Annotated in this window: 24 protein-coding genes and 2 tRNA genes; 16 read left to right on the plus strand and 10 right to left on the minus strand. The window is 62.3% G+C overall.

Annotation, left to right across the window (positions count from 1 at the left end; all coding sequences use genetic code 11):
* Position 1 precedes the first annotated feature (1 nt).
* Positions 2 to 931, plus strand: coding sequence for an acetaldehyde dehydrogenase (acetylating) (locus BW995_RS13555; protein ID WP_076400966.1), 930 nt, complete (start codon positions 2 to 4; stop codon positions 929 to 931).
* Positions 928 to 1,947 (plus strand): 4-hydroxy-2-oxovalerate aldolase, encoded by a 1,020-nt coding sequence (dmpG, locus tag BW995_RS13560; RefSeq protein WP_076400967.1) that lies wholly within the window; start codon positions 928 to 930, stop codon positions 1,945 to 1,947. The genes BW995_RS13555 and dmpG overlap by 4 nt, the downstream gene beginning before the upstream one ends.
* Before the next feature lie 155 nt (positions 1,948 to 2,102).
* Here the strand turns inward: dmpG and BW995_RS13565 are convergent, their stop codons facing one another.
* Positions 2,103 to 2,498, minus strand: coding sequence for an acyl-CoA thioesterase (locus tag BW995_RS13565; RefSeq protein WP_076400968.1), 396 nt, complete (start codon positions 2,496 to 2,498; stop codon positions 2,103 to 2,105).
* Between the two features lie 135 nt (positions 2,499 to 2,633).
* Between BW995_RS13565 and BW995_RS13570 the strand changes: the two genes are divergently transcribed.
* From BW995_RS13570 to BW995_RS13600, 7 genes are all read left to right on the plus strand, one after another.
* Positions 2,634 to 4,046: a short-chain fatty acyl-CoA regulator family protein gene (locus BW995_RS13570; protein WP_076400969.1), complete on the plus strand. Its 1,413-nt coding sequence runs from the start codon at positions 2,634 to 2,636 to the stop codon at positions 4,044 to 4,046.
* A 218-nt stretch (positions 4,047 to 4,264) separates the two neighbouring features.
* Positions 4,265 to 5,428, plus strand: a complete 1,164-nt coding sequence (gene prpC, locus BW995_RS13575; RefSeq protein WP_076401295.1) for a bifunctional 2-methylcitrate synthase/citrate synthase — start codon at positions 4,265 to 4,267, stop codon at positions 5,426 to 5,428.
* 14 nt (positions 5,429 to 5,442) lie between these two features.
* Positions 5,443 to 8,079, plus strand: a complete 2,637-nt coding sequence (acnD, locus tag BW995_RS13580) for a Fe/S-dependent 2-methylisocitrate dehydratase AcnD (protein ID WP_076400970.1) — start codon at positions 5,443 to 5,445, stop codon at positions 8,077 to 8,079.
* On the plus strand, positions 8,079 to 9,272 hold the full coding sequence (prpF, locus tag BW995_RS13585; protein WP_076400971.1) for a 2-methylaconitate cis-trans isomerase PrpF: 1,194 nt from the start codon (positions 8,079 to 8,081) through the stop codon (positions 9,270 to 9,272). The genes acnD and prpF overlap by 1 nt, the downstream gene beginning before the upstream one ends.
* Positions 9,273 to 9,288: 16 nt before the next feature.
* On the plus strand, positions 9,289 to 10,149 hold the full coding sequence (locus BW995_RS13590; RefSeq protein WP_076400972.1) for an isocitrate lyase/PEP mutase family protein: 861 nt from the start codon (positions 9,289 to 9,291) through the stop codon (positions 10,147 to 10,149).
* 235 nt (positions 10,150 to 10,384) lie between these two features.
* On the plus strand, positions 10,385 to 11,317 hold the full coding sequence (locus BW995_RS13595) for a LysR substrate-binding domain-containing protein (protein ID WP_076400973.1): 933 nt from the start codon (positions 10,385 to 10,387) through the stop codon (positions 11,315 to 11,317).
* Positions 11,318 to 11,369: 52 nt separating this feature from the next.
* Positions 11,370 to 12,125 (plus strand): SAM-dependent methyltransferase, encoded by a 756-nt coding sequence (locus tag BW995_RS13600; protein WP_076400974.1) that lies wholly within the window; start codon positions 11,370 to 11,372, stop codon positions 12,123 to 12,125.
* 55 nt (positions 12,126 to 12,180) lie between these two features.
* Here BW995_RS13600 and BW995_RS13605 read toward each other — a convergent pair.
* Positions 12,181 to 12,257, minus strand: a tRNA-Met gene (locus tag BW995_RS13605).
* 69 nt (positions 12,258 to 12,326) lie between these two features.
* Positions 12,327 to 14,510, minus strand: a complete 2,184-nt coding sequence (locus BW995_RS13610; RefSeq protein WP_076400975.1) for a TonB-dependent siderophore receptor — start codon at positions 14,508 to 14,510, stop codon at positions 12,327 to 12,329.
* Between the two features lie 336 nt (positions 14,511 to 14,846).
* On the opposite strand from BW995_RS13610, the gene BW995_RS13615 reads away from it, so the two are divergent.
* The 4 genes from BW995_RS13615 (at position 14,847) to BW995_RS13630 (ending at position 18,632) form a co-directional block, all read left to right on the plus strand.
* Positions 14,847 to 15,647 carry an ABC transporter ATP-binding protein gene (locus BW995_RS13615; protein WP_076400976.1) on the plus strand — a complete coding sequence of 267 codons (801 nt, stop codon included), beginning with the start codon at positions 14,847 to 14,849 and terminating at the stop codon, positions 15,645 to 15,647.
* Positions 15,644 to 16,648: a FecCD family ABC transporter permease gene (locus BW995_RS13620; RefSeq protein WP_076400977.1), complete on the plus strand. Its 1,005-nt coding sequence runs from the start codon at positions 15,644 to 15,646 to the stop codon at positions 16,646 to 16,648. The genes BW995_RS13615 and BW995_RS13620 overlap by 4 nt, the downstream gene beginning before the upstream one ends.
* Positions 16,645 to 17,652 (plus strand): FecCD family ABC transporter permease, encoded by a 1,008-nt coding sequence (locus BW995_RS13625; RefSeq protein WP_076400978.1) that lies wholly within the window; start codon positions 16,645 to 16,647, stop codon positions 17,650 to 17,652. Before BW995_RS13620 ends, BW995_RS13625 begins: the two co-directional genes overlap by 4 nt.
* Positions 17,653 to 17,720: 68 nt before the next feature.
* Entirely contained in the window at positions 17,721 to 18,632 is a 912-nt protein-coding gene (locus BW995_RS13630) for an ABC transporter substrate-binding protein (RefSeq protein WP_217696094.1), read from the plus strand.
* Here BW995_RS13630 and BW995_RS13635 read toward each other — a convergent pair.
* A complete protein-coding gene (locus BW995_RS13635; protein ID WP_076400980.1) occupies positions 18,624 to 18,962 on the minus strand; it encodes a tRNA-binding protein in 339 nt (112 codons plus the stop codon). The genes BW995_RS13630 and BW995_RS13635 overlap by 9 nt on opposite strands.
* A gap of 144 nt (positions 18,963 to 19,106) precedes the next feature.
* Between BW995_RS13635 and BW995_RS13640 the strand changes: the two genes are divergently transcribed.
* Complete coding sequence (locus tag BW995_RS13640; protein ID WP_217696095.1) at positions 19,107 to 19,997, plus strand: MurR/RpiR family transcriptional regulator; 891 nt, start codon at positions 19,107 to 19,109, stop codon at positions 19,995 to 19,997.
* A 220-nt stretch (positions 19,998 to 20,217) separates the two neighbouring features.
* Here BW995_RS13640 and BW995_RS13645 read toward each other — a convergent pair whose 3' ends face one another.
* Together BW995_RS13645 and BW995_RS13650 are read right to left on the minus strand one after the other, a co-directional pair.
* Entirely contained in the window at positions 20,218 to 20,421 is a 204-nt protein-coding gene (locus BW995_RS13645) for a DUF4169 family protein (RefSeq protein ID WP_076400982.1), read from the minus strand.
* Positions 20,422 to 20,435: 14 nt separating this feature from the next.
* Positions 20,436 to 21,521: an AbrB family transcriptional regulator gene (locus tag BW995_RS13650; protein ID WP_175617079.1), complete on the minus strand. Its 1,086-nt coding sequence runs from the start codon at positions 21,519 to 21,521 to the stop codon at positions 20,436 to 20,438.
* A gap of 486 nt (positions 21,522 to 22,007) precedes the next feature.
* Here BW995_RS13650 and BW995_RS13655 point away from each other — a divergent pair, with 486 nt between their 5' ends.
* Together BW995_RS13655 and BW995_RS13660 are read left to right on the plus strand one after the other, a co-directional pair.
* Positions 22,008 to 22,262 (plus strand): hypothetical protein, encoded by a 255-nt coding sequence (locus BW995_RS13655; RefSeq protein WP_076400983.1) that lies wholly within the window; start codon positions 22,008 to 22,010, stop codon positions 22,260 to 22,262.
* A 158-nt stretch (positions 22,263 to 22,420) separates the two neighbouring features.
* Positions 22,421 to 22,495 (plus strand) — tRNA-Thr (locus tag BW995_RS13660).
* An 84-nt stretch (positions 22,496 to 22,579) separates the two neighbouring features.
* On the opposite strand, the gene BW995_RS13665 is transcribed toward BW995_RS13660, so the two are convergent.
* The 4 genes from BW995_RS13665 to BW995_RS13680 are packed head-to-tail and all read right to left on the minus strand — an operon-like array spanning position 22,580 to position 25,848.
* Positions 22,580 to 23,797 carry an MFS transporter gene (locus BW995_RS13665; RefSeq protein ID WP_076400984.1) on the minus strand — a complete coding sequence of 406 codons (1,218 nt, stop codon included), beginning with the start codon at positions 23,795 to 23,797 and terminating at the stop codon, positions 22,580 to 22,582.
* 3 nt (positions 23,798 to 23,800) lie between these two features.
* Positions 23,801 to 24,604 carry a 4-hydroxy-2-oxoheptanedioate aldolase gene (gene hpaI, locus BW995_RS13670; protein ID WP_076400985.1) on the minus strand — a complete coding sequence of 268 codons (804 nt, stop codon included), beginning with the start codon at positions 24,602 to 24,604 and terminating at the stop codon, positions 23,801 to 23,803.
* A 31-nt stretch (positions 24,605 to 24,635) separates the two neighbouring features.
* On the minus strand, positions 24,636 to 25,454 hold the full coding sequence (gene hpaH / locus BW995_RS13675) for a 2-oxo-hept-4-ene-1,7-dioate hydratase (protein WP_076400986.1): 819 nt from the start codon (positions 25,452 to 25,454) through the stop codon (positions 24,636 to 24,638).
* A gap of 4 nt (positions 25,455 to 25,458) precedes the next feature.
* Positions 25,459 to 25,848, minus strand: a complete 390-nt coding sequence (locus tag BW995_RS13680; RefSeq protein WP_076400987.1) for a 5-carboxymethyl-2-hydroxymuconate Delta-isomerase — start codon at positions 25,846 to 25,848, stop codon at positions 25,459 to 25,461.
* Positions 25,849 to 25,850 lie beyond the last annotated feature (2 nt).

The following is a 25,850-nucleotide window of genomic DNA, read 5'->3' on the forward strand; positions in this document are numbered from 1 at the left end:
AATGACAAAACACCAGGTTGCGATCATCGGATCGGGCAATATCGGCACCGATCTGATGATCAAGGTCATGCGCCTGTCCAAAACCCTCCAAATGGGGGCGATGGTTGGGATTGACCCGAATTCTGACGGCCTTGCCCGTGCGGCCCGCATGGGCGTCGCCACCACTCATCACGGCATTGAAGGGCTGGTGGCCCTGCCGAATTTCAAGGACATCCGCTTTGTCTTTGATGCCACATCGGCCGGTGCACACGCTCACCATAATGCCGTCCTGCAAGCCCACGGCAAACGGGTCATTGACCTGACCCCCGCCGCCCTTGGTCCCTATGTGGTGCCCGCGGTGAATCTGGGACAGCATCTGGACGCCACCAACGTCAACATGGTGACCTGCGGTGGTCAGGCAACGGTCCCCATTGTCGCCGCCGTGTCGCAGGTGGCAAAGGTCCATTACGGGGAAATCATTGCCTCGATTTCGTCGCGTTCCGCCGGTCCGGGCACCCGCGCCAACATTGACGAATTCACCGAAACCACTTCCCGCGCCATCGAAGTGGTCGGCAAGGCCGGACGCGGCAAGGCGATCATTATTCTGAACCCGGCAGAGCCTCCGCTGATCATGCGCGATACCGTCTTTACCCTCAGTGAAGACGCCGATCCCGCAGCCGTCCGAGAATCCATTCAGCAGATGGTCGAAACCGTCCAGGGATATGTGCCCGGCTATCGCCTGAAACAGGATGTGCAATTCGAGCGTATCGGCGGCAACAGCCCGCTGAAAATCCCCGGATATGGCACGTTCTCCGGCCTGAAGACCTCGGTCTTGCTGGAAGTCGAAGGCGCTGCCCACTATCTGCCGGCCTATGCCGGTAATCTTGACATCATGACGTCGGCGGCCATGCGGACCGCCGAGCACATGGCTGAACGAATGGTGATGGCATGAGCACGCTTTATATCCAGGACGTCACCTTGCGCGATGGCATGCACCCCTGCCGCCATCAGTACAGTCTGGACACTGTTCGTGCCATTGTCGGGGCGCTGGACTCTGCCGGGGTTGATGCCATTGAAATTGCCCATGGGGATGGCTTGTCCGGATCAAGCTTCAACTATGGCTTTGGCGCCGAAACCGATCTGGAGTGGATCGAGGCTGCCGCCGATACGGCCAGAAAAGCCCGGCTGGCCACACTGCTGATTCCCGGTATCGGCACCCTTCACGACCTCAAGGCGGCCCATTCAGCGGGCATCAGCAGTGTCCGCGTGGCCACCCACTGCACCGAAGCCGACATCTCCCGCCAGCATATCGCCTGTGCCCGAGAGCTGGGGATGGATACGGTTGGCTTTCTGATGATGAGCCACATGGCCGAACCGGCTTTGCTGGCCCAACAAGCCAAACTGATGGAAAGCTATGGGGCACAAACCGTCTATGTGACGGATTCAGCCGGTTCCATGACGCCAAAAGACATTACCGCACGGGTCCAGGCTGTGCGCGACGTCCTGTTGCCCGAAACGGCCATTGGCATTCACGCGCACCATAACCTGTCGTTTGGCGTTGCCAATTCGTGTGCTGCTGTCGAGGCCGGGGCAACACGCATTGATGCCTCGCTGGCGGGAATGGGGGCGGGAGCTGGCAACGCACCGCTTGAAGTCTTCATTGCTGCGGCGGATCGTCTGGGTTATCGGCATGGCTGTGATCTGTTCAAGCTGATGGATGCCGCCGAAGATCTGGTTCGTCCATTGCAGGACCGCCCGGTTCAGGTGGACCGGGAAAGCCTGTCTCTGGGCTACGCCGGTGTTTACTCCAGCTTTCTCCGCCATGCTGAAACAGCCGCCAGGACCTATGGCATCGAAGCACGCGCCATCCTGATGGAACTCGGCAAGCGCAAGATGGTGGGCGGACAAGAAGACATGATCATCGACGTCGCCCTCGACCTTGCCAGACAAAAGAGTGCTGCACTCTAAAGCCGTGAGCGCAAAAACGGGAACCTGCAGGACACCACAGTACGGGAACAAGGATGTGGAGCGCTGCTCCACACCTCGCCGGGGCCATCAGGCCCCGGACCCCATTCCCTTGATCCGGCCTCCGCCGGACAGCCTGATATCCCGGCGGGATTGCCTCAGGTTTCACACTCAAGGTTCCCGGCCCTCGCTATTGCTACCGGCCGCCCGTCATCATCTATCGCCACCATGACAAAGCGCCCCCGAATGGCCAGACGCCGTTGACCACTGGTCAGGCTCTCGGCGAAGGCTTCCACGCGCACGGTTACCGAACTTCGTCCAACGCTTTCGACCTCTGCCAGACAATCCAGCATCTCGCCCACCCTGACCGGGGCCAGGAAATCCACCCGTTCGGATGCGGCCATCACCACCGGATTCCGGGCCCGGCGACTGGCAGCCACCACCGCAACCTTCCCCATGATCCCCAAAGCATTTCCCGCAAACAACGTCCCATGATGATTGGCCTGATCGGGAAACACCAATTCTACCAGCCTGCTTTCAACCAATCCTGACATGGCTTTCCGCCTTTCGCTTGCATGCCGAACCATTATTTGCAAATCTACGCCAGCTTTTTCTTTGTGAAATCACTGAAAAAGCGACGATTTGCGAGCAAATGGTCAGGATTTTGCAAATATTGCGAAGGAGGCTTCATGCGAAAGGCTTTCATGGGTGCGCGTCTGCTGCGCCTGCGCGAAGAGCGCGGATTGACCCAGGCAACCCTGGCCCGGATGCTGGAGCTTTCCCCCAGCTATCTCAACCAGATCGAACGCAATCAGCGCCCGTTGACCGTGCAGGTTCTTCTGAAGATCAACGCCGTCTTTGGCGTCGATGTCCAAATGTTTTCCGAGGACGAGGAAGCCCGCCTTATCGCCGACCTGCGGGACGCATTCAGTGAGTCCGGGACCAGCGTCTCCCTGTCGGAAATCAAGGCCTTGACAGCCGATATGCCCGTGATTGGCCGTGCTCTGGTTGCACTCCATCGCCGGGCGCGGGCCGGAGACGAGCGGCTGGAGGCATTGGCAGCAACGCTGGGCACCCCACTGGCCAGCCTGCCCCCCGCCCCCGCACTGATGCCTTATGAAGAGGTCCGGGATTTCTTTTACGCCCGCCACAATCATGTCAGCGAGCTGGATGAAGCAGCCGAACAACTGTTCCTTCAGGCCAGACTGGAAGCGGGAGCGGTGGAAAATGGTCTCGAACGCCTGCTGCAGGATCGCCACAACATTCGCATCCGGCTGGAAAACGAAGCAGGGATTGGCGGTCAGCGCCACTTTGACGCTGCCAGCCGCGTGCTGCGATTGTCACACTCGCTGACATCCGGCCAGCGTGCCTTTCAGATGGCAACGCAACTGGCTTTTCTGGAGCACCAGCCCATGCTCGACCGGCTGGTACAGTCTCCCTTGCTGACCAGCCCGCAATCGCAGGCGCTGGGGCGGATCGGCCTCGCCAACTACTATGCTGGCGCGCTGCTGTTGCCCTATAGTGCTTTTCTGGCTGCGGCCGAGGAACTACACTACGACATTGATTTGCTCGGAACCCGCTTCGGTGTCGGCTTCGAGACCATTTGCCACCGCCTGTCTACCCTGCAACGCTCGGGGACACGCGGAGTGCCGTTCTTCTTCGTTCGTGTTGACCGGGCCGGCAATATATCAAAGAGACAATCCGCCACGGATTTTCATTTTTCGCGCGTTGGCGGAACATGCCCCCTGTGGAATGTCTACGAAGCGTTTACCAGCCCCGGCCGCATCCTGACCCAAATGGCACAAATGCCGGATGGGCGGACCTATTTATGGGTGGCTCGCACCGTGACGCACAACCATGGTGGATACAATGCACCGGGAAAAACCTTTGCCATCGGCCTGGGCTGTGACCTGCGGCACGCCGCCCGACTGATCTACGCCCGCGGCCTTGATCTTGGCGACCCGACAGCAGCAACCCCCATCGGAGCTGGCTGCAAGGTGTGTGAACGCCCCTCCTGCCCTCAGCGGGCCTTCCCACCGCTGGGCCGGGCCTTGCTGGTAGACGAGCAGCGCAGCCGGTTCGAACCCTACGCCGCAACCTGACTCTTGCGCATTGTTTTTGCGAAAACCGGCTCCCACTTTTCGCACAATGTTCCAATCCTTCGCAATCTTTGCAAATTTGCAAGATCATCCCGGCATATCTCCGCCTTTTCAGCCATTCACCAAACGATGGCCGATCTCCGATGATGCTGTCATCGCTGGTGCAGGCAGACCGTTCACGCCTCCATCAGCAACACAGCATCCATTCGGAGGAAACGCCCATGAATGCCCCCGAGGTCTCCCCCCCGGTCACCTTCAAGCCCAAAAAATCCGTCGCGCTGTCCGGCGTTACGGCAGGCAACACGGCATTGTGTAGCGTCGGCAAAACCGGAAACGATCTGCGTTACCGTGGCTATGACATCCTCGACATTGCCGAACGGTGTGACTTTGAGGAAGTCGCCCATCTGCTGGTCCACGGCAAGTTGCCGACCATTGCCGAGCTTCGTGCCTACAAGGCGCGGCTGAAAGCCCTGCGCGGCCTGCCGACCAGCGTCAAGGAAGCGCTGGAATGCCTGCCGGCCTCTGCCCATCCCATGGATGTCATGCGCACCGGCGTCTCGGCCCTTGGCTGTGCCTTGCCGGAAAAGGACGACCACAATCTTCCCGGAGCCCGCGACATCGCCGACCGACTGCTGGCCTCGCTCGGTTCGATGCTGCTGTACTGGTACCACTGGTCCACCAACGGCAAACGCATCGATGTTGAAACCGATGATGACTCCATCGGTGGCCATTTCCTCCATCTGCTGCACGGCAAAAAGCCGTCAGAGCTGTGGGAGCGGGCCATGCATACCTCGCTGATCCTCTATGCCGAGCACGAATTCAACGCCTCGACCTTCACCGGGCGGGTCATCGCCGGAACCGGTTCGGATGTCTATTCGGCCATGACCGGTGCCATCGGTGCGCTGCGCGGCCCCAAACACGGTGGCGCCAACGAAGTCGCCTTCGAAATCCAGAAGCGCTACGACACTCCGGATGAGGCGGAGGCCGATATCCGCCGCCGCGTCGCCAACAAGGAGGTGGTGATCGGCTTCGGCCACCCGGTCTACACCATCTCCGACCCGCGGAACGAGGTCATCAAGGGTGTTGCCCACAAGCTGTCGGTCGATGCCGGTTCAACCAGAATGTTCGACATTGCCGCCCGGCTGGAAGCGGTGATGTGGGAGGTCAAGCAGATGTTTCCCAACCTCGACTGGTTCAGTGCCGTCAGTTACCACATGATGGGCGTTCCCACCGCCATGTTCACGCCGCTGTTCGTCATCGCCCGCACCTCGGGTTGGGCGGCGCACATCATCGAACAGCGCCTCGACAACAAGATCATCCGTCCCAGCGCCCATTACGTCGGGCCCGATGATCGCGCCTTCACCGCCATCGACCAACGTCACTGAGCGGCGGAAACGACATGAACACCTCCCATCGCAAGCCCCTGCCCGGCACGGCACTGGACTATTACGACGCTCCGGCCGCCGTGGATGCCATCCATCCCGGCAGTTGGGCCGGGTTGCCCTATGTGTCGCGTGTCCTGGCGGAACAACTGGTTCGTCGGTGTGCCCCGGATCACTTGAATGATGCCCTGCGGCAGCTGGTCGAACGCCGACGCGATCTGGATTTCCCCTGGTATCCAGCCCGCGTGGTCTGCCATGACATTCTGGGCCAGACCGCGCTGGTCGATCTGGCCGGTCTGCGTGACGCCATCGCCGGGCAAGGCGGTGATCCGTCCAGAATCAACCCCGTGGTGCCGACCCAGTTGATTGTCGACCACTCGCTGGCGGTCGAAGTCAGCGGCTCCGACCCCGACGCCTTCACCAAAAACCGCACCATCGAAGACCGCCGGAACGAGGATCGCTTTCACTTCATCGACTGGACCAGACGCGCCTTCGAGAACGTCGACGTGATCCCCGCCGGGAATGGCATCATGCACCAGATCAATCTGGAAAAGATGTCGCCGGTGATCCAGGTCCGTGACGGCGTGGCCTTTCCCGACACCTGTGTCGGCACCGACAGCCACACGCCGCATGTCGATGCGTTGGGCGTCATCGCCATCGGTGTCGGGGGACTGGAGGCAGAAACGGTGATGCTGGGCCGCGCGTCGATGATGCGTTTGCCGGATAGTGTTGGCGTCCGTCTGACCGGCACGCGCAACCCGGGCATTAGCGCCACCGACATCGTTCTGGCGCTGACCGGGTTCCTGCGCACGGAACGGGTGGTCGGCAGCTGGCTCGAGTTCTTTGGTGACGGTGCCGCCAGCCTGTCCATTGGCGACCGGGCGACCATTTCCAACATGTGCCCGGAATATGGGGCCACCGCCGCCCTGTTCTACATTGATGACCAAACCATTGAGTATCTGACGCTGACTGGCCGAGAGCCCGATCAGGTGGCGCTGGTTGAGACTTATGCGAAAACTCTCGGCCTGTGGGCCGATGCGCTGGAAACTGCCGAATACGAGCGCGTGCTGGACTTCGACCTCGGCTCCGTGGTGCGCACCATGGCAGGGCCATCCAACCCACATCGACGTTTGCCGACTTCGGCGCTGGCCGAACGCGGCATCGCGGTCAATCTGGCGCAGGCCCAAGCCGAGGAGCGCAACGGGTTGTTGCCCGATGGCGCAGTGATCATTGCAGCCATCACCAGCTGTACCAATACATCCAATCCCCGCAACGTGGTTGCCGCCGGCCTGCTGGCAAAAAAGGCCAACGCGCTTGGGTTGGTGCGCAAACCATGGGTCAAGACCTCATTCGCACCGGGCTCCAGGGTCGCCAGACTGTATCTGGAAGCAGCGGGATTGCTGACAGAACTGGAAACGCTGGGCTTTGGGATTGTCGCCTACGCCTGCACCACCTGCAACGGCATGTCCGGTGCCCTTGATCCGGCCATTCAGCAGGAAATCATCGACCGCGACCTGTATACGACCGCCGTTCTGTCAGGCAATCGCAATTTCGATGGCCGTATCCACCCCTATGCCCGGCAGGCATTTCTGGCCTCGCCACCACTGGTGGTGGCCTATGCCATCGCCGGCACCATTCGCTTCGACATCGAAAACGATCGGCTGGGCACCGACGCAGCGGGCAATCCGGTCACGCTGAAGGACCTGTGGCCGTCTGACGAGGAGATCGACGCCATCGTCGCCCGCTGCGTCCATCCCGAACAGTTCCATGCGGTTTATGACCCGATGTTCGCCCCACGCAAGGAACAGCGGGAAACCGTCAGCCCACTCTATGACTGGCGGCCCCGGTCGACCTATATCCGCCGCCCGCCCTATTGGGACACCCAGGGCATCGGCGCACTGGCTGCCACGCCGCGCAGCCTCCGTGGCATGCGACCGCTGGCGATCCTGCCCGACAACATCACCACCGACCACCTGTCGCCCTCCAACGCCATTCTGGCCACGTCGGCCGCTGGTGAATACCTGACCCGCATGGGCGTGCCAGAGGAAGACTTCAACTCTTACGCCACCCATCGCGGCGACCATCTGACCGCCATGCGCGCCACCTTTGCCAATCCGCAACTGGTCAACGAAATGGCCGTCGTGGAGGGGCGTATACAGAAAGGCTCGCTGACCCGGCTGGAGCCGGACGGCACAGTCGTGCGCATGTGGGAAGCCATCGAAACTTACCTTGAGCGCAAGCAGCCGCTGATCATCATTGCCGGGGCCGACTACGGCCAGGGGTCCAGCCGTGACTGGGCAGCCAAAGGGGTGCGGCTGGCCGGTGTCGAAGCCATCGTCGCCGAAGGATTCGAGCGGATTCACCGCACCAACCTGATCGGTATGGGCGTCCTGCCGCTGGAATTCAGGCCGGGAACCTCACGGCAGGTGCTGGGGCTGACGGGACGGGAAACCTATGACGTGGTGGGAGAGCGCACCCCAGGCGCCGAGTTGACCTTGATCATCCACCGCGGCATGAGTGACAGCCTGAGGGTACCGGTGATCTGCCGCCTTGATACTGCCGAAGATGTCTCCATCTACGAAGCCGGAGGTGTGCTCCAGCGCTTTGCCCAGGACTTTCTGGCGTCGAACAGTACGGTGAAGGAAACCGCGTGATGGCATTCACAGCACAAGTCCGCATCCCGGCTACCTACATGCGCGGCGGCACCAGCAAAGGGGTGTTCTTCCGCCTTGACGACCTGCCCCAGCGGTGTCAAATACCGGGGGAAGCCCGCGACCGGCTGTTTCAGCGGGTTATCGGCAGTCCCGATCCTTATGGCAAACACACCGATGGCATGGGCGGAGCCACCTCCAGCACCAGCAAATGCGTGATCCTGTCGAAAAGCACACGCCCCGACCATGACGTCGATTACCTGTATGGTCAGGTTGCCATCGACAGCGCCTTTGTTGACTGGTCGGGCAATTGCGGCAATTTATCCACCGCCGCCGGGGCCTTCGCCATTCACGCCGGGCTGGTTGATCCGGTGATCCGAAACGGCATCTGCACCGTCCGCATCTGGCAGGCCAACATCGGCAAGACCATCATCGCCCATGTGCCGGTGACCGATGGGAAAGTGCAGGAAACCGGTGATTTCGAGCTGGATGGCGTGACCTTTCCAGCGGCGGAGATCGTCCTGGAATTCGTCGATCCGGCAGATGACGGCGAAGAGAGTGGTGCCCTGTTCCCCACCGGCAATCTGGTCGATGAACTGGAGGTCCCGGCCTCGCTGGTTCCCGGCGGCAAGCTAAAAGCCACCCTGATCAATTCCGGTATCCCGATCATTTTCGTCAATGCTGCCGAGATTGGCTATAATGGCACCGAATTACAGGGCGCGATCAACAGCGACCCGCACGCGCTGGCCCGCTTTGAAGCCTTGCGGACAATCGGTGCCATGCGCATGGGCCTGATCAGTGACCCGGCAGAGGCCCTCAAGCGCCAGCATACTCCCAAGATCGCTTTTGTTGCCCACCCCGTCGAGCATACGGTCTCCAGTGGTAAAATGATCAGGGCCCAAGACGTTGATCTGCTGGTCCGCGCCCTGTCGATGGGAAAACTACACCATGCCATGATGGGGACGGCGGCAGTCGCCATCGCCACCGCGGCGGCCATTCCCGGCACTCTGGTCAATCAGGCAGCCGGGGGAGTCACCCGCCAGTCAGTCCGCTTTGGACACCCGTCCGGTACGCTCCGCGTTGGGGCCGAGGTCGTGCAGGAAAACGGCCAATGGAACGTCACCAGGGCAATCATGAGCCGCACCGCCCGCGTGTTGATGGAAGGCTGGGTCCGTGTGCCCGGCGATTCGTTCTGAATCAGGAGAAACACCAGTGTCCACCCGCAAGAAACTCAAGGAAATCGCCGAATCCCGTCGCGGTACCATTGTGCCCGGTGCCTTTAACGCGCTGTCGGCCAAAGTGGTCGCCGACCTCGGCTTTGAAGCCATCTACATCACCGGTGCCGGTGTCACCAACATGTGGTTTGGTATGCCCGATCAGGGCTTTATGGGGCTGGCCGACATTGCCGACCACACCGCCCGCATCCGCGATGCCGTCGACGTGCCGCTGATCGTTGATGCCGACACCGGCTTTGGCAACGCGCTCAACGTCTACCACACCGTGCGCACGCTGGAGCGGGCAGGAGCCGATTGCATCCAGCTGGAGGACCAGATTGCGCCCAAGCGTTGCGGTCACTTTGCGGGCAAGGATGTCATTTCCACCGAAGAAGCGGTTAGCAAAATCAAGGCCGCGGTGGATGCCCGCCGAGACCCCGACCTGCTGATCATGGCCCGCACCGATGCCGCCGCCGTCCATGGGTTCGAGGCCGCCGTGGAACGCGCCGCCCGGTTCGCCGAAGCCGGTGCCGACATCCTGTTCGTCGAAGCCGTCACCACCGCCGACGAAATCCGCGCCCTGCCTCAACGCCTGTCCACGCCGCAATTGATGAACATGGTGATCGGCGGCAAGACCCCCATCTTCAACGCCACCGAACTGGCCAGTCTGGGCTATGGCATCGTGCTGTACGCCAATGCCGCCCTGCAAGGCGCGGTGGCTGGCATGCAAAAGGCACTGACCGTCCTGCGCGACGAAAAGGAGGTCACGGAATCAAGTGGTCTCGTTACCCCCTTCGCTGAACGTCAGCGTCTGGTGGGCAAAGCCGAATGGGACGCCCTTGAAAAGATCTACAGTTAGAGCATTTTCAAGTTGACCATCTCTGGTCAACGGCCCGGAAAATGCGGCACTAAAAACGGAGAGTGAATGACCTGTCCATATCATGTCGGGGGGAGGGAACGCCCCCGGCACGGTGTGGACTTGCGCTTTTTGGCGGGGCATCCCGGCACCATTGCTGCATGCAAGCATGGCGTCATTGCGTGAAACACCGTAAAAAACGCTTTGTGTCTTTGACAGGCAGAACAGGTGAGCCTTCATGTTTACCCTCCGGCAATTGCGCTATCTGGTGGCGCTGTGCGACACGCTCAGCTTTCGGCGGGCGGCAGAGGTGTGTCTGGTGGCACAGCCGACCCTGAGTGTGCAAATCCGTGATCTGGAGGACCATCTGGGGGTCCAGTTGTTTGAGCGGACCCGCCGCCGGGTTACCCTGACCCCCATTGGCCGGGAAATTGCCGAGCGGGCGCGCGGGGTTCTGCGGGCCAGTCAGGACATCATGGACGTGGCGCGGGCGGCCAGCATGCCGTTGGCGGGGCCGTTGCGGCTGGGGGTGATTGCGACGTTGGGGCCATACCTGCTGCCCTATGTGTTGTCCGCCTTCCGCGAGGCACACCCGGATTTGCGGCTGTACGTCCGTGAAGACCCGGCCCGCCGTCTGGTCGGGCGATTGCGGGAAGGTGAGCTGGATGTCATTCTGGTTGACATGCCGGTTGATCTGGAAGGCCTTGATGGCCTTGAACTGTTTCAGGAACCGTTGTGGCTGGCGGTGCCGCGCGGGCACAGGCTGGAGGATGCCGCCAGTGTCAGCCTGACCGACCTGATCGGCGAAGACCTGCTGCTGCTGGAGGAAGGGCACTGCCTGCGGCAGGAGGTTCTCACCATCTGCCAGCGGGCCGGGGCGCACGAGCACACCGGCTTTCAGGCCACCAGTCTGGACACCTTGCGCCAGATGGTGGCCAGCCGGATTGGCCCGACCATTTTACCGGCGTTGTATGTGGCCGCCGAGGCGGCGCAGGACGAACAAATCCGGGCGATTCCCTTCCACGAAGACTGTGCGAGCGTGCGGCGGCGGGTGGTGTTGTTGTGGCGGGTGCAGTCTGCAAGGAAACAGGAGTTCCGCGAATTTGCCGCTTTTATTGCCGCCCGCCTACCGGATCATGTGATTTGTGAAATCCGCCCCTTGCAGGTTTGACCTGATCGGCGCATGGTCCGCGCTTCCCGTTTCTGGTGTTGGTTTCTGGTTCATGACACAGCCGCAAAGCGAAGCCTTTTCTCTGGTTTTTGACGACCTCCCCCGGCAGGGACCGGGCTCTGATCCTTGCACCCGTGCCTTGCTGCGCCGCATTCGCCCGTGGCTGCCCGAAAAGATCGATGCTGCCGACATGGGCTGCGGCAATGGCCGTTCGGCGATGGTGATTGCCGAGGTCTGCGGGGGGCCGGTGACGGCGGTTGACCTGCACCAGCCCTATCTGACGGCGCTGATGGCACAGGCCGAGCGGCGCGGGCTGAGTGACAAGCTGATTGCCCGTAATACCGACATGCTGGACAGCGGCCTGAAAAAGCAGTCGCTCGACCTGCTGTGGTCGGAAGGCGCTGCTTTTGCGGTGGGCTTTGAACAGGCCCTGTCGGTCTGGTATCACCTGCTGAAACCCGGTGCCTTGCTGGTGGTGTCGGAATGTTCGTGGCTGACGGCCAACCCGGCGAAGCCGGTGGCGGCGTTCTGGAATGATGCCTACCCGGAGATGCAGACCGTCGGCGGCAACATCAGCCTTGCCGAAGGGTTGGGCTATGGCTTCATCCATGCAGAAGTCCTGCCGGGCGAGGCATGGGAAGACGAGTACTATCGTCCGCTGGAACAGCGTATTGCCACCCTGGCCGAGCGTGCGGCGGATATCCCGCATCTGAAGGCGGTGATGGCCGGGGTCAAGGCGGAAATTGCCATGTTCCGTCAGCATCACGACCATTACGGCTATGTGTTTTACGTCCTGCGCCGGATGTAAAACAGTCCGCCGTTACGACAAAAGCCCCGATCTGGTGATCGGGGCTTTTGCGATTTGGTAGCGGAGGAGGGACTCGAACCCCCGACACGCGGATTATGATTCCGCTGCTCTAACCAGCTGAGCTACTCCGCCATAAGGCGTTGAGGAGAGGGGATATATCGGCTCTGCGATCCCCTGTCAACGCCTTTTTTCCCGACACAATCAGAACTCGGCCCGCACGCTGAGGACGGCATTGAACGGCTCGCCAACGGCAGTGGACAGATTGTTGCTGCCGATCGACGAGGTGTAATAGGTGGTGTCAAAGATGTTGTTGAGGTTCAGTTGCAGGGTCAGCGGTGTTTTCAGGTCGAGGGTATAGCTGGCGAACAGGTCGGTGACCGCATAGGCGGGCAAAAAGAACGAGTTGTTGGCTGCCCCGGCGCGCTGGCTGGCGGCACGAACGCCGCCCCCGACCTTGACGTCGGACGAGCCGGGCAGAGCGTCATCCAGATCATAACTGAGGTACAGGGAACCGGTGTGGCGCGCGACGTTGGGCAGGCGGTTGCCGGCATAGGCAACATCCTTCATCACCCGGGTATCGGTCAGGCCATAGCTGGCGATCAGGTTCAGGTGATCGGTCAGGGCGCCGCTCACATCGACCTCGATCCCGCGCGACCGGACCCGGCCAGCGGCTTTGGCGACCGTTTCACCGTTGACGGTTTCGGTATAGGCAACGTTCTTTTTGCTGGCGTTGTACAGGGCCACGGTACCGCTGAAACGCTGGCCGAGGTCTACCTTGCTGCCAATTTCGTAGGACAGGCCCTTTTCCGGCTGCAAATCGCCGATATAGCTGCCAACCGACACCTGTGGGCGGAAGGTGCGGGCAACGTTGGTGTACAGCGACACTTCGGGGGTCAACTTGTAGACGATGCCGCCGTTGGGGATGATGGCATTGCCAGCACTGTCGCTGTTGGTGACGAACGGACGGCCCTTGCCCGCCATGGCATCATAGTATTGATAGCGCAGCCCGCCGACGAGGATCCATTGCTCATCCAGATGCAGGGAATCCTGCGTATAGGCCGATACCGTAGACAGTTTTTCAGTCTGGTCGCTATCGCTGTTGGAGACGGTGTTACAGGAGGCTAGCGCACCGGTCCTGAGGGCGGCTGCGCTGACCGACGAGGTCGCACAGCGCAGCATGTTGGTGCGCAGGGTGTCACTGTCATCATAGGACACGCCGAACAGCAGGTCATTGCGCAACCCGCCGATATCCGCCTTGCCGGTCAGATCGGTGCGGGCGGAATGGGTGATGGTGGTGGCGTCCTGCGTTGCGTCGGCGCGGCGGGTCAGGCGTCCGGTGACCGGGTTATAGGCGGTGACACGGGCCTGATTGTCGGAATACTCGTTGACGCTATAGCTGTAATTAAAGCCCAGATCCCACGCTGAACTCAGGGCTTGTTTGGCCTCAAGCTGCACCATGTCGCTGGTGCCTTTGGTGATGTTGTATGGCTCGTCCAGACGGGTTGAGCGGCCTGCAATCGCCTTGCCGGTATTGAGGTCAATGACCGTCCCGCGATCAAAGGGTACACTGTATTTTTCATGGAAATAGCTGAGGGTAACGTCGGTGCTGCTGCCGGTCCAGCGGATGGACGGCGCAATCTGCTGGCGATCGATTTCGCCATAGCTGCGCCAGTAGGTGCTGTTTTCGTATTCGCCATCCAGCCGCACGGCAAAGGCCGTGTCTGCAACGGGCGCTGTCACGCCAAAGCCGGTCGAGCCGCCGCCAAAGCTCGACAGTCTGGTGTACACTTCGCCCGAGGTCTCATGCTCGGGCTTTTTGGTCACCACATTGATCATCCCGCCGGGATCAAGAATGCCATACAGGGTCGAGGCCGGGCCTTTCAGCACCTCCACCCGCTCGGTCATGACATTAAAGCTGCGCGGCAGGGATGTTTTCTGGCCATTGATCAGGATTGATCCATCGCGGTTTTCGCCAAATCCCCGCCGAATGATGGCATCCTGCGTGCCGCCCAGCGTGTTGGTCTGGGTGATGCCGCTGACGTTGGCCAGCGCATCATCCAGGCTGGTGGCGGCCTGATCGCGCAGGACCGTTTGCGACACCACATTGACCGCCTGCGGAATGTCGAGCAGCGGGGTCGCGCTGCGGGTGGCGGTCGAGGTCGAGACCGCCCGATAGCCGTCGGTCGGGGCGGTGCTGGCGTCGTCGGCGGTCACGCTGACCGGTTGCAGGGTAACATCGGTCTTGGCGGCTTCATCGCTTTTGTCTTGCTGCTTGGCGGCGGGGTCCTGCTGCTGGGCGTTGGCAGGCGTCAGGCAACTGGCAGCCACCAGCAGGGCCGACAGGGACAGCGAGCGGAGCAAGGTCTGTAAAGGCGATGGAGCCATGATGAGATATCCCTCGATGATCGGATGAGCGACGGGGCCTGAGCGTTGTTGTTTTGGCGGCCCAATCGAGAGTGCTTATCATTTGCAAAAATGTAGTAGTCAAATGCCGCCCCCCTACACCGGGCCGCCCCGCTGGCCGCCATGCGCGCCATCGTTGGGGAAAAAGGCGGCGAAAAGCCTGCCGGGATGGGGATTTGCCGGGGACATGGAAAAAAATCTGCCGCTGGATGGTTGACTACTACAATTGCGAATGCGTCTCTTTAATAGCATTGGGCGGGTCGTGACGAGCAATTTCGTGGCACCGATCCGCCCCCTTTGACAAGAGCCGTATTTTTCATGCCCCTCTCTGCCTCTCCCTTGTCCGCACAGGCCCTCCAGTTCAGCCATGGTGCGACGCCTGTTTTGCGGGATGTGTCCTTGCTGGTGCCGGATGGCCGCCTGACGGTCTTGCTGGGGCCGAATGGCTCAGGCAAATCGACCTTGCTGTCGTTGCTGGCCCGGCTGGCAAAGCCGTCGCAGGGGGCTGTTCTGCTGCACGGACAGGACATTCACCAGCAGCCGACACGGGCGGTGGCGCGACAGATTGGCCTGTTGCCGCAAACGCCGCTGTCCCCGGACGGGATGACGGTGGCCGAGGTGGTGGCCCGTGGCCGCTATCCGCATCAGGGGCTGCTGAAACGCTGGAGCGCGGCGGATGATGCCGCCGTTGCGCAGGCGCTGGCGGTGACCGGAACCAGCGCCTTTGCTGATCGCACGCTGGATCAACTGTCGGGCGGGCAACGGCAACGCTGCTTTATCGCTTTGGCACTGGCGCAGGAAACGCCGATCCTGCTGTTTGACGAGCCGACCAGCTATCTGGATTTGCGCTATCAGGTCGAGGTGATGGAGCTGATTGCCAGCCTGCCGCGCGACCATGGCCGGACGGTGATCACCGTTCTGCATGACCTGAACTTTGCCATGCAGTATGCGGACCGGCTGGTGTTCCTGAAACAGGGACGCATTCACTCAGTGCTGGAACAGGTCACGGCGTGCAGTGCGGCCCAGATCGAAGAGGTCTTTGAAACGCCGGTGGTCCGGGCCACACATCCCCAGTCGGGGCTGCCGGTCTTTCTGCCGGTCTCCGGGGGGAGCCGGTGAGGCCCCCCGTGCGTGGCCTGCTGGCCGTTGCAGCTCTGCTGCTGCTGTTGGGGGCGGCGGTGGCGTTCCATCAGGCGACCGGGCCACGCCCGATTGGCTGGTCCGGGCTATGGCAGGCGGTGTGGGCCTTTGATCCGATGAACTTTGACCATCAGACGGTGATGGCCCTGCGGTTACCCCGGTTGCTGGCGGCCTTTCTGGCCGGGGCGGCGCTGGGGATGGCGGGCGTTCTGCTGCAAAGCCTGCTGCGCAATCCATTGGGCGAGCCGCACATTCTGGGCCTGAATGCCGGAGCCAGTCTGGCGGTGGTGGTCTGTCTGGCCTTTCCGCTGGGGGTGTTCAGTGCGCCGCTGCTGCGGCCGGTGGTCGCGGCGACGGGGGGCGGACTGGCGTTTCTGCTGGTGCTGCTGCTGTCATCCGCCGGACGGCTGGGGCTGACCATGACCAAGGTGACCTTCTGCGGCATTGCAGTGTCGGCGCTGGCCTCAACCCTGACCTCGGGGGTGCTGTTGCTGGATGAGGAAACACTGGCCACCGTCCGCCTGTGGTTGCTGGGGGATGCGGCGGCCGGAACCTGGACAACCGTGCGGGCGGCGGCCCCGCTGCTGCTGCTGGCCCTGCTGGCAGGGTGGGCGCTGGCAGCACGGCTGAATGTGCTGGCGCTGGGGGATGCGTTGGCGACCTCGCTGGGGGTTTCCCTGCTGAAAACCCGCCTGCTGGGACTGGTGGTGGTGGCGGTGCTGTGCGGTGGGGCGGTGTCGATGGTGGGGCCGGTGGGCTTTATTGGCCTGATGGTGCCTGCGATGGCCCGGCGGCTGTCGTCGCTGGATCATCGGGCGCTGTTGCCCCGCGCGGCGGTGCTGGGCGGGATCATGCTGATTGTGGCCGATGCGGTGGCCCGCTGGCTGCTGGCCCCGCGAGAACTGGCGACCGGGGTGATGACCGCTCTGGTGGGGGCACCGGTGTTTGTGTTGATTGTGGCGCGGAGAATGAAGGAATGAGCGGCTATCGTGTCGTCCACTGTGGCCCGCTGATGCTCCGTTTGCACAAACGGCGTGCCATGCTGTGCCTGTTTCTCGCGCTGGTTCTGCTGATGGCCGCTGTGCTGGCGCTGGGGGCGGGCGGGACCACAGGCTGGTCTGCGCCATGGGCTGGTGGGCAGGGAAAAGTCTTGTGGGATTTGCGCCTGCCGCGCCTGTTGTTGGCGCTGGTGTGTGGGGCGATGCTGGGGTTGGCGGGGGCCACCCTGCAATCGTTGACCCGCAACGGCCTGGCTGATCCCGGCTTGCTGGGGGTGCGCGAAGGGGCCAGTCTGGCGATACTGGTGTTGCTGTTCTTCCTGCCCACCGCCGCGCCGGAACTGCGGCCGCTGGTGGGGCTGGTCGGCGGGGTTTCCGTGGTGGCGGTGACGGTGCTGCTGGCACGCGGCGGGATCGAACGGATGCGCTTTATCCTGATCGGGATTGGTGTTTCGTGGTTCTTGTCCGGGCTGATCGCCTTGATGCTGGTGGCGGCGGATGTAACCATGATGCAGACGGCGATGGTCTGGCTGGCGGGAAGTTTGAGCGGGGCGGCGTGGAGCAGTGTTCGCATGGCTGCCCTGTGTCTGCTGATCGGCGGAGTCCTGCTGTTCGGCACCGCCCGTGCCGGGGATGTGGCCGATCTGGGCGACCATCTGGGGCGCAGTCTGGGGGTGTCGATGACCCGTCTGGCTGTTGTGCGTGTTGCGGCGGCTGTCCTGTTGACGGCAGGCTGTGTATCATTTTGCGGGCGGCTGGGATTTGTCGGACTGATTGCGCCGCATCTGGCGCGCCTGTCGGTCGGTGGCGGACAGGGGGCGCTGTTGTCGGCCAGTGCGCTGTGGGGAGCCGTGCTGGTAATGGTGGCCGATACCGTCGGGCGGGTGGCCTTCGCACCGATCCAGATTCCGGCCGGGATTGTGCTGGCGGTGATCGGGGTGCCGGTGCTGCTGGGGTTGCTGTGGTGTCGACGGGACCGGTTTTAGAGCAGGGGGGAACGAAAATGTACAGATGGCAAGTAATGCTGGCAATCGCTCTTGGAGTGTGGTGTGTGATGGCTGGGCCGGCCTGGGCGCGCTCTTTTACCGATGATCTGGGGCGCACGGTCGAGGTGCCGGACCGTCCGTTGCGGATTGTGTCGTTGTCGGATACCGATATCACCATTCCGTTGCTGGAACTGGGGGTGATGCCGGTGGCCAGCCATGGCCGGGTGGGAGTGAATGGAGCCGGGGCACCCTATTTGCGCTCCGGGGCGTTGTTGACCGGGGTGGATTTTGACACGGCTCCGATCCGGTTCATTGGTGCCACCGAGGTGGACCTTGAAGCGGTTGCCAACGAGCGTCCTGATTTGATCATTGCCGAAAAGGGGCGGCTGGCGGCGCTGGAAACGCTACAGGATCTGGCGCCAACGGTGGTGCTGGATGCCGCCGGGCTGGGGGCCAGCCATGTGTACAGCCGTCTGGCCGATCTGACCGGACAGCAAGTCCGCCTGCAAACGCTGGAAACCCGTTATCAGGCGGCTTTGCAGGCGCTGAAGGACACCGTTCACCCCGAACGGTACACCGTCAGCGTGATCCAGCCGTTGAACGGCAAGATCAGCGTTTATCATACCTATCGGGCGCTGGGGCGGGTTCTGCGCGATGCCGGGTTCCGCTTTCCGCCGCTGATTGACGCCATTCCGGTGGGCGGGCGGATGGAAATCGGGGCCGAGAGGCTGCCGGAGATTGATGCCGATGTGATCTTTGACCCCTACCGGGCCGACCGGGGCGAGGGGCCGCGGGCGGATATCGCCGACATGGAGGCATTGGTGCCGAATTTCTGCGCTTTCCTGCAGGCCTGCCGACAGGGGCGCTATGTGATGGTGTCGCGTGAGGAGGCGATTTCCAATTCCTATAGCGCCCTGTTCCTGATGGTCAGCATGGTGCAGGCCCAGATGGCCGAGCGCCCACGGGTAACGTTAAAATAGCTTGCCGCCCAACGGAACGTCCTTGTCCGGTACGCACAACACCACGGCGCCGTTTTCGTCGGGGAAGCCGGTGACCAGACATTCGGACATCAGCGGGCCAATCTGCTTGGGCGGAAAGTTGATCACCGCCACCACCTGTTTTCCGACCAGTTCGTCGAGGGTGTAATGGCTGGTGATCTGGGCACTGGATTTGCGCTGTCCGATCTCTGGCCCGAAGTCCACCACCAGCTTGTAGGCGGGCTTGCGGGCCTCGGGGAACGGCTCGGCCTTGATGATGCGGCCAACGCGCAGTTCGACTTTGGCGAACTCATCCCAGGAAATGGTACTCATGGTTTCGGCGGCTCCTGTTGTTGAAGGAAAACATTGGCTGGTCCGGGGAGCAAGGCTATCACATGTTTCGGGTTTTCCATTGTCATCAGACGATGGAAGTCAGCTACACTGACATCCCTGTTGTGTCAGAGGATGGTTCCCGCCGTGTCTCGCAAACCCCTGCTGCCCGGTCATCGTGCCCCTGTTGACCGCTTTGCCGACCGGCTGCGCAAGCGTCGCCACACCCTGTCGCCCAGTCTTCTGAAGGTCGCCGAGTATCTCGACGGCAACCGCCATGCGGTACTGGGCAAGTCGGCTCTGGATATCGGCATGGAGCTGGGGACATCGGATGCAACGGTGATCCGGGCGGTGCAGGCGCTGGGCTTTGGCGGGCTGGTGGACCTGAAGGAAACCTTTCAGGACTATCTGGGGATCACCGCCTCGCCGTCGCACAAAATGGCGGCGACGACGGCGCACTATGTCACTGGCAGCGATGCGGCGATTGATTTCGTGGCCGCCGATCTGGCCAACGCGATGGCGGCGCTGGGCTCGGCAGAGAACCGGGCGGCGATGGCGCGGGGTATCGAAGTGCTGGCGAGTGCGCGGCGGATTGGCGTGTTCGGGATCGGGGCGTCGGGGATTATTGCCAGCTATGCCGCCCGGCTGTTTTCGCGCAGCGGCTATCCGTCCTATGCGCTGAACCTGACCGGGATCGCGTTGGCCGAACAACTGCTGCAAATGGCCGAAGGCGATGTGGTGCTGATGATGGCCCATGGCCGCAAGCACCGTGAAGCGGCGGCGGTGCTGGCCGAGGCGGAACGGCTGTCGGTGCCGCTGGTGATGATCCTGACCCAGGACGAGTCCCCGTTGGGTAGGCAGGCAGCGGCGGTGATCACCATGCCACGGTCAAAAAGCGAGCATGTCGCCCTGCATGCGCCAATGCTGTGCTGTATCGAGGCGATGATGCTGGGGCTGGCCAGCATTGACAGTGAAAAGACCGTCGAAACGCTGGAGAGGCTGGTCGAGTTGCGGGAAATTATCCGACCGCCAAAATAAGCGGGTCTCGACCAGCGTGCGTTAAACCTGACACCACAGTCTGTGTAGAAGAATGGGCTACCGCCCATATCCGTTTGGGTGCGATGCCCCCAAGCCCCCCTTTTTTCTTTCAATATTAAATCAATGGGGTCCGGGGCCGACTGGCCCCGGCAAGGTTTGGAGCAGCGCTCCATGATCCTGTTTTCTGTTGTGTACTGCGTCCCGCTTTTCACCCAATGCGTTAGGGTTCGACATCGTCTTTCTGAACGGGGATGACCCGCAGCTTGCCGTCCAGGTCGCGTTCACTGCGGCTTTGTTCCTGCGTGCGTTGCTGCTTGTCGGCTTTTTTCTGACCAAAGCGGGCGCGGTTCTCGGCGGCCTGGGCGTCCTTGTCGCTGCGCTGCTTTTGCTTGCGTGCTTGCCGCAGATTGATGATGTCAGCCATCGGGGGGGGGCCTTTCAAGCATGGTGGGAGTGACGATTATACCACCAGCGGAACAGCGGCGGGGCAAGGGCAATCACCAGCGCAATGCGGACCATGTGATGGCTGGCGACAAAGGCCACGTCCATGCCCAGCGCCAGCGACACCAGCGACATTTCCGCCACTCCGCCGGGGACAAACGACAGCAGCAACAGGATAAAGGGCAGCCCGGTTGCCTGTCCAACGATCCAGGCCCCCAGCATCGCCAGCAGGATCATCAGCAGGCTGGACACCATCGCCACCCCACTGAGGCGTAGCAGAGCCGAGGCGGCAATGCCGCGAAAGCGTGCGCCCAGCGCGCTGCCAACCACCACCTGAGCGATGGCGATCAGCACGGCGGGGGGATGCAGAGTGGTCCAGCCCAGCAGATGCACAATCGCCGACAACACCATCGGGCCAATCAATGGCGGGGCGGGCAGGCGCAGCAGGCCGCCGAGCGGTTTCCCCAGTGCCATGCAGGCCAGCAGGACGGCGGTTTCCGGCCAGTTGTTGGCAAAGGCCAGCCATTCGTTGCTGCTCTGGTGCTGGCTGGTATCGGGATAGGTGCCGCCCAGCAGGTGGAAACAGATCGGCACGCAAAAGACCACAAACAGGATGCGCAGGGAATGAACGAGGGCAATGGTGCGCTCGTCACCGCCCAGACCGCCGCCAATCATCACCATTTCGTTGATGCCCCCCGGCGCGGCGGCAAAATACGAGGTCACCACCGAATGCCCGGTGCGTCGGAACAGGGGTGACAGAAGCAGGGGCGTCAGGACGGTCAGGACCAGCAGCCCCAGCAGACTGGGCCACCAGTCGGTCAGGTGATCCAGAAAGCCGGGGCGAAAGGTGCTGCCCAGCATCACCCCCAGCACACTCAGCATGATCGTACGCAGCGGGGTCGGGATGTGGGGCTGTGCCTTGCAGACGGCCAGCAGGGTGACGGCGGCCATAGACCCCAGCATCCAGGCCAGCGGCAGGCCGGTGGCGTGAAAGGCTGCCCCACCCAGACTTCCCCCCAGCAGGGTGATCAACAGCGGGCGCAGGGTGCGGGTCCACAGGGATGGCGAGGCGGCGGAGGTCACGCGAGTCTCCTTAAAGACTGGACATGGAACGCGCAAGACTTTGGCGCACAGCAGCAATTTCTGGTGCGCAGCTGTATACCATTTTTGACATCCGGCGGGGTAAAAACTGTCACATCCTGTGCTGTTAGGGGGATGTTTTCAGCAAAGGGAACAGGACGGCATTTTCTGCACTGCACGGTGTTTCTTGCCGCAAAAGGGAGCAATTTTATGGGAATTGGAGGCAAGTCTGTGTCTTATTTGAAATGTAGGGTCTTTTCCCGGTTTTCCGGTTGACCACCGCCCGAGATATCCCTTAGGCTCGGAGATGTCAGGAGTTGACGTTCTCGGGATATGACCCATATAGGGGTCAACGGATCGGCATGATCCGGCCTGAGTGGCGCCCCTGAACCCCACTCGTCCCCGCAACCCTTAGCCCCCGCCCTGGCCTCCGTGCAGGAGGACCGGATTTTGTAAAGCCCGCAGACACCCTGGTGTAAGGAGGCATCGATGAGTCATGTCACGGCTTTAAAGCGCGAAACAGCCACCCAAACTGTCCGCACCCCGGGTGCCGCAGTGAAAACCGAGACCGGAAAGACTCTCCGTCCGTCTCATAAGTGGGCTGTGGCAGGGGTGGAACCGTCGGTGATGGACATGCTGCGCGATCCGCTGGTGCAATTGGTGATGGCCCGTGATGCCATCAATGCCGACGATGTCGATGCCGCTTTGGCGCGGGCGCAGGCCCAGTTGGCCGAACTGGTGTGATCGTGTGATCTGCTGCCTGCGGAATGTCTTTTCCGAGGGCAGCGAAAAAAAATGCAAAAATGTAAAAAGGGGGCTTGCAAGGCCCCCTTTCCCGTTTTATAAAGCGCGCCTCGACGGTGATGCCGACGAGAAAATACCTCGATAAAGCATCGACTTATGCTGCTGTGGCTCAGGGGTAGAGCACTCCCTTGGTAAGGGAGAGGTCGAGAGTTCGAATCTCTCCAGCAGCACCAGTTTCAAGAACCCCGCCTGTCACTGCGACGGCGGGGTTTTTGCTGTCCGGTGTTTGGTTTGCTGTACGGTGTTTGGGAAGGCCATTATGGTTTAGCCCCCTGCCGGATCGAGGCACTGCGTGACCACATCCACAGGGTGCCAGCGGTGACCAGTGCCGCTTCGGCGGCCAGAACGGGACTGACGCCGAACTGGTGGGTCAGCCAGCCAGCCATCAGGCCACCAACCGCATCCATACCAAAGCGCAGGGCGGTGAACGAGGACATCACCCGGCCGCGCAGGCTATCGGGGGCCAGTGATTGCAGCAGGGCGTTGGTGGAGACGTTGACGGCGGTGATGCCCATCCCGATCCCCAGCGAGGCCAGCATGGCAAGGCTGAGCCAGCCTGTCCCGGCCAGCAGGGCGAGGTTCCCGGCAGCAAGGCACCAGCCAAGCACGATCAGGCGAACCAGTTGGCAGGTGTTTTTGCGCGAGGCCACCAGCAGGGTACCGACCAGCGCCCCGGCCCCCGAGGCCCCGAGCAGCCAGCCGAGGGTTTCGACGGTGCCGCTGAACACGTCCTTTGCCACAACCGGCATCAGCACCATGAACGCCGAGCCGGTGGCGTTGAGGGCTGCCACCCCCAGCAGCAGGCGGCGGATGGGCAGCGAGGTGATGGCAAAGCGCAAGCCATCGCGCAGGGCGGTCAGCAAGCCGGACGACGGTCCGCTGGCCGGTTGGGCGGGCAGGCTGGCGACGGCCAGCGCCACCGCCAGAAACGACAGGGCATTCAGACCAAAACAGACGGCTTCGGAGGTGGCGGCCAGAATGGCCCCGGCCAGCGGCGGGCCGACAAAGCGGGCACCGTTGAACAGCGAGGCATTCAGGGCGATGGCATTGCGCAGCATGGCGCGATCATCGACCAGCCCGGCCAGCATCGACTGGCGCAACGGCACATCAACGGCATTGAACAGGCCGAAGACCCCGGCCAACAGGATCAGATGCCACGGCACCAGCAGGCCGCTGGCGGTCAGCCCGGCGAGGATGACCGCCTGAGTGACCATCCCGCTTTGTACGATCAGGAACATCCGCCGTTTGTCCCAGCGGTCGATCAGCGGCCCGGCCAGCGGCGAGACCAGCAACTGGGGACTCTGGGCCAGAAAGGCGGTGGTCCCCAGCAGGGTGGCCGAGCCGGTCAGGCGATAGACCAGCCAGCTCATGGCGACGGTTTGCAGCCATGTGCCGAGGATCGACACCGCCTGACCGGCGAAATAGCGGCGATAGCGCGGAGCGTGCAGGGCATGCAGCAGGCCGGGCAGGCGCATCGGTCAGTATCCGGCCGGATCGCTGCTGGCTGGGGCCTGCACATCGCGGAAACTGGCCGCCAGTGCCGAGGTGGCCCGCATCAGCAGGGAGGTATCAATACCGACGGCGACAAACGAGGCTCCGGCGGCGAGGTACTGGCGGGCGAGGGTTTCATCGACCGCCAGAATGCCGCTGGGCACCCCCAGCCGCTTGAGGGTGGCTAGGGCTTCGGCAATGGCTTGCTGGACTTCGGGGTGCGACGGTGCCCCCAGATGCCCCAGCGAGGCTGCCAGATCGGCCGGGCCGATGAAGATGCCATCAACGCCGGGGGTGGTGGCGATGGCTTCCAGATTGTCCAGCCCCTGACGGCTTTCAATCTGCAACAGCAGGCACAGTTCGTCCGAGGCGGTTTTCAGGTAATCGCCCACCCGTCCCCAGCGCGAGGCCCGCGCCAGCGCCGCCCCGACACCGCGCATTCCGTGCGGCGGGTAGTGCAGCGAGGCCACCGTTTCCGCCGCCTGGTCCGCCGTTTCGATCATCGGCACCAGCAGGGTCTGGGCACCGATGTCCAGCAGTTGCTTGATCAGGGCGCGGTCGTTGTTGACCGGGCGCACCACCGGATGACTGGGGTAGGGGGCAACCGCCTGTAACTGGGACAGCAGCACCGGCACGTCGTTGGGGGCGTGCTCGCCGTCCAGCAACAACCAGTCGAACCCGGCTCCGGCGCACAGTTCGGCGCTGATCGGGCTGGTCAGGCCGATCCACAGGCCAATCTGCGGCTGCCCTGCGCTCAGGGCCTGTTTGAAGGTATTGCGGGGCAGATCCATCGAAAGGCTCCGTTGATGTGCCGTTAAAAGGTTACACGAACCGGCAGGCAATGGCCCCTAGCGGGCCGTAATCGACGTGGAACACGTCACCGGGACGGGCCGGGACCGGACGGGTGAACGACCCGGCCAGCACAATCTGGCCCGGCTCCAGCGCGATGTTGTGCGGGGCAAACCGCTTGCTCAGCCAGCAAATGCCGTTGGCCGGGTGGTTCAGCACCCCGGCGGCGACGCCGGTTTCTTCGATCACCCCGTTGCGGTACAGGATCGCCGACACCCAGCGCAAATCGACATCCATCGGCTTGACCGGACGCCCCCCCAGCACGATACCGGCGTTGGCGGCGTTATCGGAAATGGTGTCAAACACCTTGCGCGGGCGCTTGCTGGCCGGGTCGATCCGGTGGCAACGGGCATCAATGATTTCCAGCGCCGGGATGACGTAATCGGTGGCCGACAGCACATCGGTGACGCTGACATGCTCGCCCTGCAACGGATGCTTCAGGATGAACGCCAACTCGACTTCCAGCATCGGGGTGATGAAGCGCGAGCAGGGGATGTCCGATCCTTCGGGAAAGGCCATGTCGTCCAGCAGGGTGCCGAAATCCGGCTCGTCAATCTGCGATGATTGCTGCATGGCGCGCGAGGTCAGGCCGATCTTGTGGCCGATCACCCGGCGACCTTCGGCAATTTTCATCGCCACCCAGGCTTTTTGCACCGCATAGGCGTCGTCGATCCCCATCGCCGGGTGATCGAGGGACAGCTGGCCACAGGCCGAGCGGCTTTTTTCGGCGGCGTCCAGGCGCTGGGCGGCAGCAGTGATTTCGGCGGGGGTGAGGGTGAGGGAGGTGCTCATCGCATCAGGCCTTTTTGAAACGGGCGTGGACGTTGTTGTGCTTGTAGGTGCCGCCTTCCTCGAATTCGTACAGCTCCATCGACAGGGCGAAATAGCCGCTGGCGAACAGGGGGGCGAAGTGCTCTTTCATCATCTCGAACAGCGCATCACAGGTCTGTCGTTTGACCTGTTCATCCCGTCCGGCGCCGATTTTCAGGGTGGCGTGGACAAAGGCATAGTCTTCCTCGTCGTCGGCCATCACGTAATCGTTCAGCTCGATGGCGCGGGCGCGGATGCCGCCGATGGGGAACACGCCGTTCTGGGCGATCAGGATCTGGTTGACCTTGCGCAGCATCGCGCGCATGTCGGTGCGGCCCTTGATGTTGTCGGTGTACTCGGCAATGAAGTGCGGCATGG

This window comes from Insolitispirillum peregrinum (assembly GCF_900156605.1).
Taxonomy (GTDB): Bacteria; Pseudomonadota; Alphaproteobacteria; order Rhodospirillales; family Rhodospirillaceae; genus Insolitispirillum; species Insolitispirillum peregrinum.

What these genes read in the sequence shown, in the direction of transcription:
- prpC (WP_076401295.1), top strand. Translation starts at nt 4,265, where the DNA reads ATGAATGCCCCCGAGGTCTCCCCCCCGGTCACCTTCAAGCCCAAAAAA.
- acnD (WP_076400970.1), top strand. Translation starts at nt 5,443, where the DNA reads ATGAACACCTCCCATCGCAAGCCCCTGCCCGGCACGGCACTGGACTAT.
- BW995_RS13600 (WP_076400974.1), top strand. Translation starts at nt 11,370, where the DNA reads ATGACACAGCCGCAAAGCGAAGCCTTTTCTCTGGTTTTTGACGACCTC.
- BW995_RS13635 (WP_076400980.1), bottom strand. Translation starts at nt 18,962, where the DNA reads ATGAGTACCATTTCCTGGGATGAGTTCGCCAAAGTCGAACTGCGCGTT.
- prpF (WP_076400971.1), top strand. Translation starts at nt 8,079, where the DNA reads ATGGCATTCACAGCACAAGTCCGCATCCCGGCTACCTACATGCGCGGC.
- BW995_RS13565 (WP_076400968.1), bottom strand. Translation starts at nt 2,498, where the DNA reads ATGTCAGGATTGGTTGAAAGCAGGCTGGTAGAATTGGTGTTTCCCGAT.
- BW995_RS13555 (WP_076400966.1), top strand. Translation starts at nt 2, where the DNA reads ATGACAAAACACCAGGTTGCGATCATCGGATCGGGCAATATCGGCACC.
- BW995_RS13570 (WP_076400969.1), top strand. Translation starts at nt 2,634, where the DNA reads ATGCGAAAGGCTTTCATGGGTGCGCGTCTGCTGCGCCTGCGCGAAGAG.
- BW995_RS13665 (WP_076400984.1), bottom strand. Translation starts at nt 23,797, where the DNA reads ATGCGCCTGCCCGGCCTGCTGCATGCCCTGCACGCTCCGCGCTATCGC.
- BW995_RS13615 (WP_076400976.1), top strand. Translation starts at nt 14,847, where the DNA reads ATGCCCCTCTCTGCCTCTCCCTTGTCCGCACAGGCCCTCCAGTTCAGC.
- BW995_RS13595 (WP_076400973.1), top strand. Translation starts at nt 10,385, where the DNA reads ATGTTTACCCTCCGGCAATTGCGCTATCTGGTGGCGCTGTGCGACACG.
- BW995_RS13625 (WP_076400978.1), top strand. Translation starts at nt 16,645, where the DNA reads ATGAGCGGCTATCGTGTCGTCCACTGTGGCCCGCTGATGCTCCGTTTG.
- hpaH (WP_076400986.1), bottom strand. Translation starts at nt 25,454, where the DNA reads ATGAGCACCTCCCTCACCCTCACCCCCGCCGAAATCACTGCTGCCGCC.
- BW995_RS13630 (WP_217696094.1), top strand. Translation starts at nt 17,721, where the DNA reads ATGGCTGGGCCGGCCTGGGCGCGCTCTTTTACCGATGATCTGGGGCGC.
- dmpG (WP_076400967.1), top strand. Translation starts at nt 928, where the DNA reads ATGAGCACGCTTTATATCCAGGACGTCACCTTGCGCGATGGCATGCAC.
- BW995_RS13645 (WP_076400982.1), bottom strand. Translation starts at nt 20,421, where the DNA reads ATGGCTGACATCATCAATCTGCGGCAAGCACGCAAGCAAAAGCAGCGC.
- BW995_RS13680 (WP_076400987.1), bottom strand. Translation starts at nt 25,848, where the DNA reads ATGCCGCACTTCATTGCCGAGTACACCGACAACATCAAGGGCCGCACC.
- BW995_RS13655 (WP_076400983.1), top strand. Translation starts at nt 22,008, where the DNA reads ATGAGTCATGTCACGGCTTTAAAGCGCGAAACAGCCACCCAAACTGTC.
- hpaI (WP_076400985.1), bottom strand. Translation starts at nt 24,604, where the DNA reads ATGGATCTGCCCCGCAATACCTTCAAACAGGCCCTGAGCGCAGGGCAG.
- BW995_RS13610 (WP_076400975.1), bottom strand. Translation starts at nt 14,510, where the DNA reads ATGGCTCCATCGCCTTTACAGACCTTGCTCCGCTCGCTGTCCCTGTCG.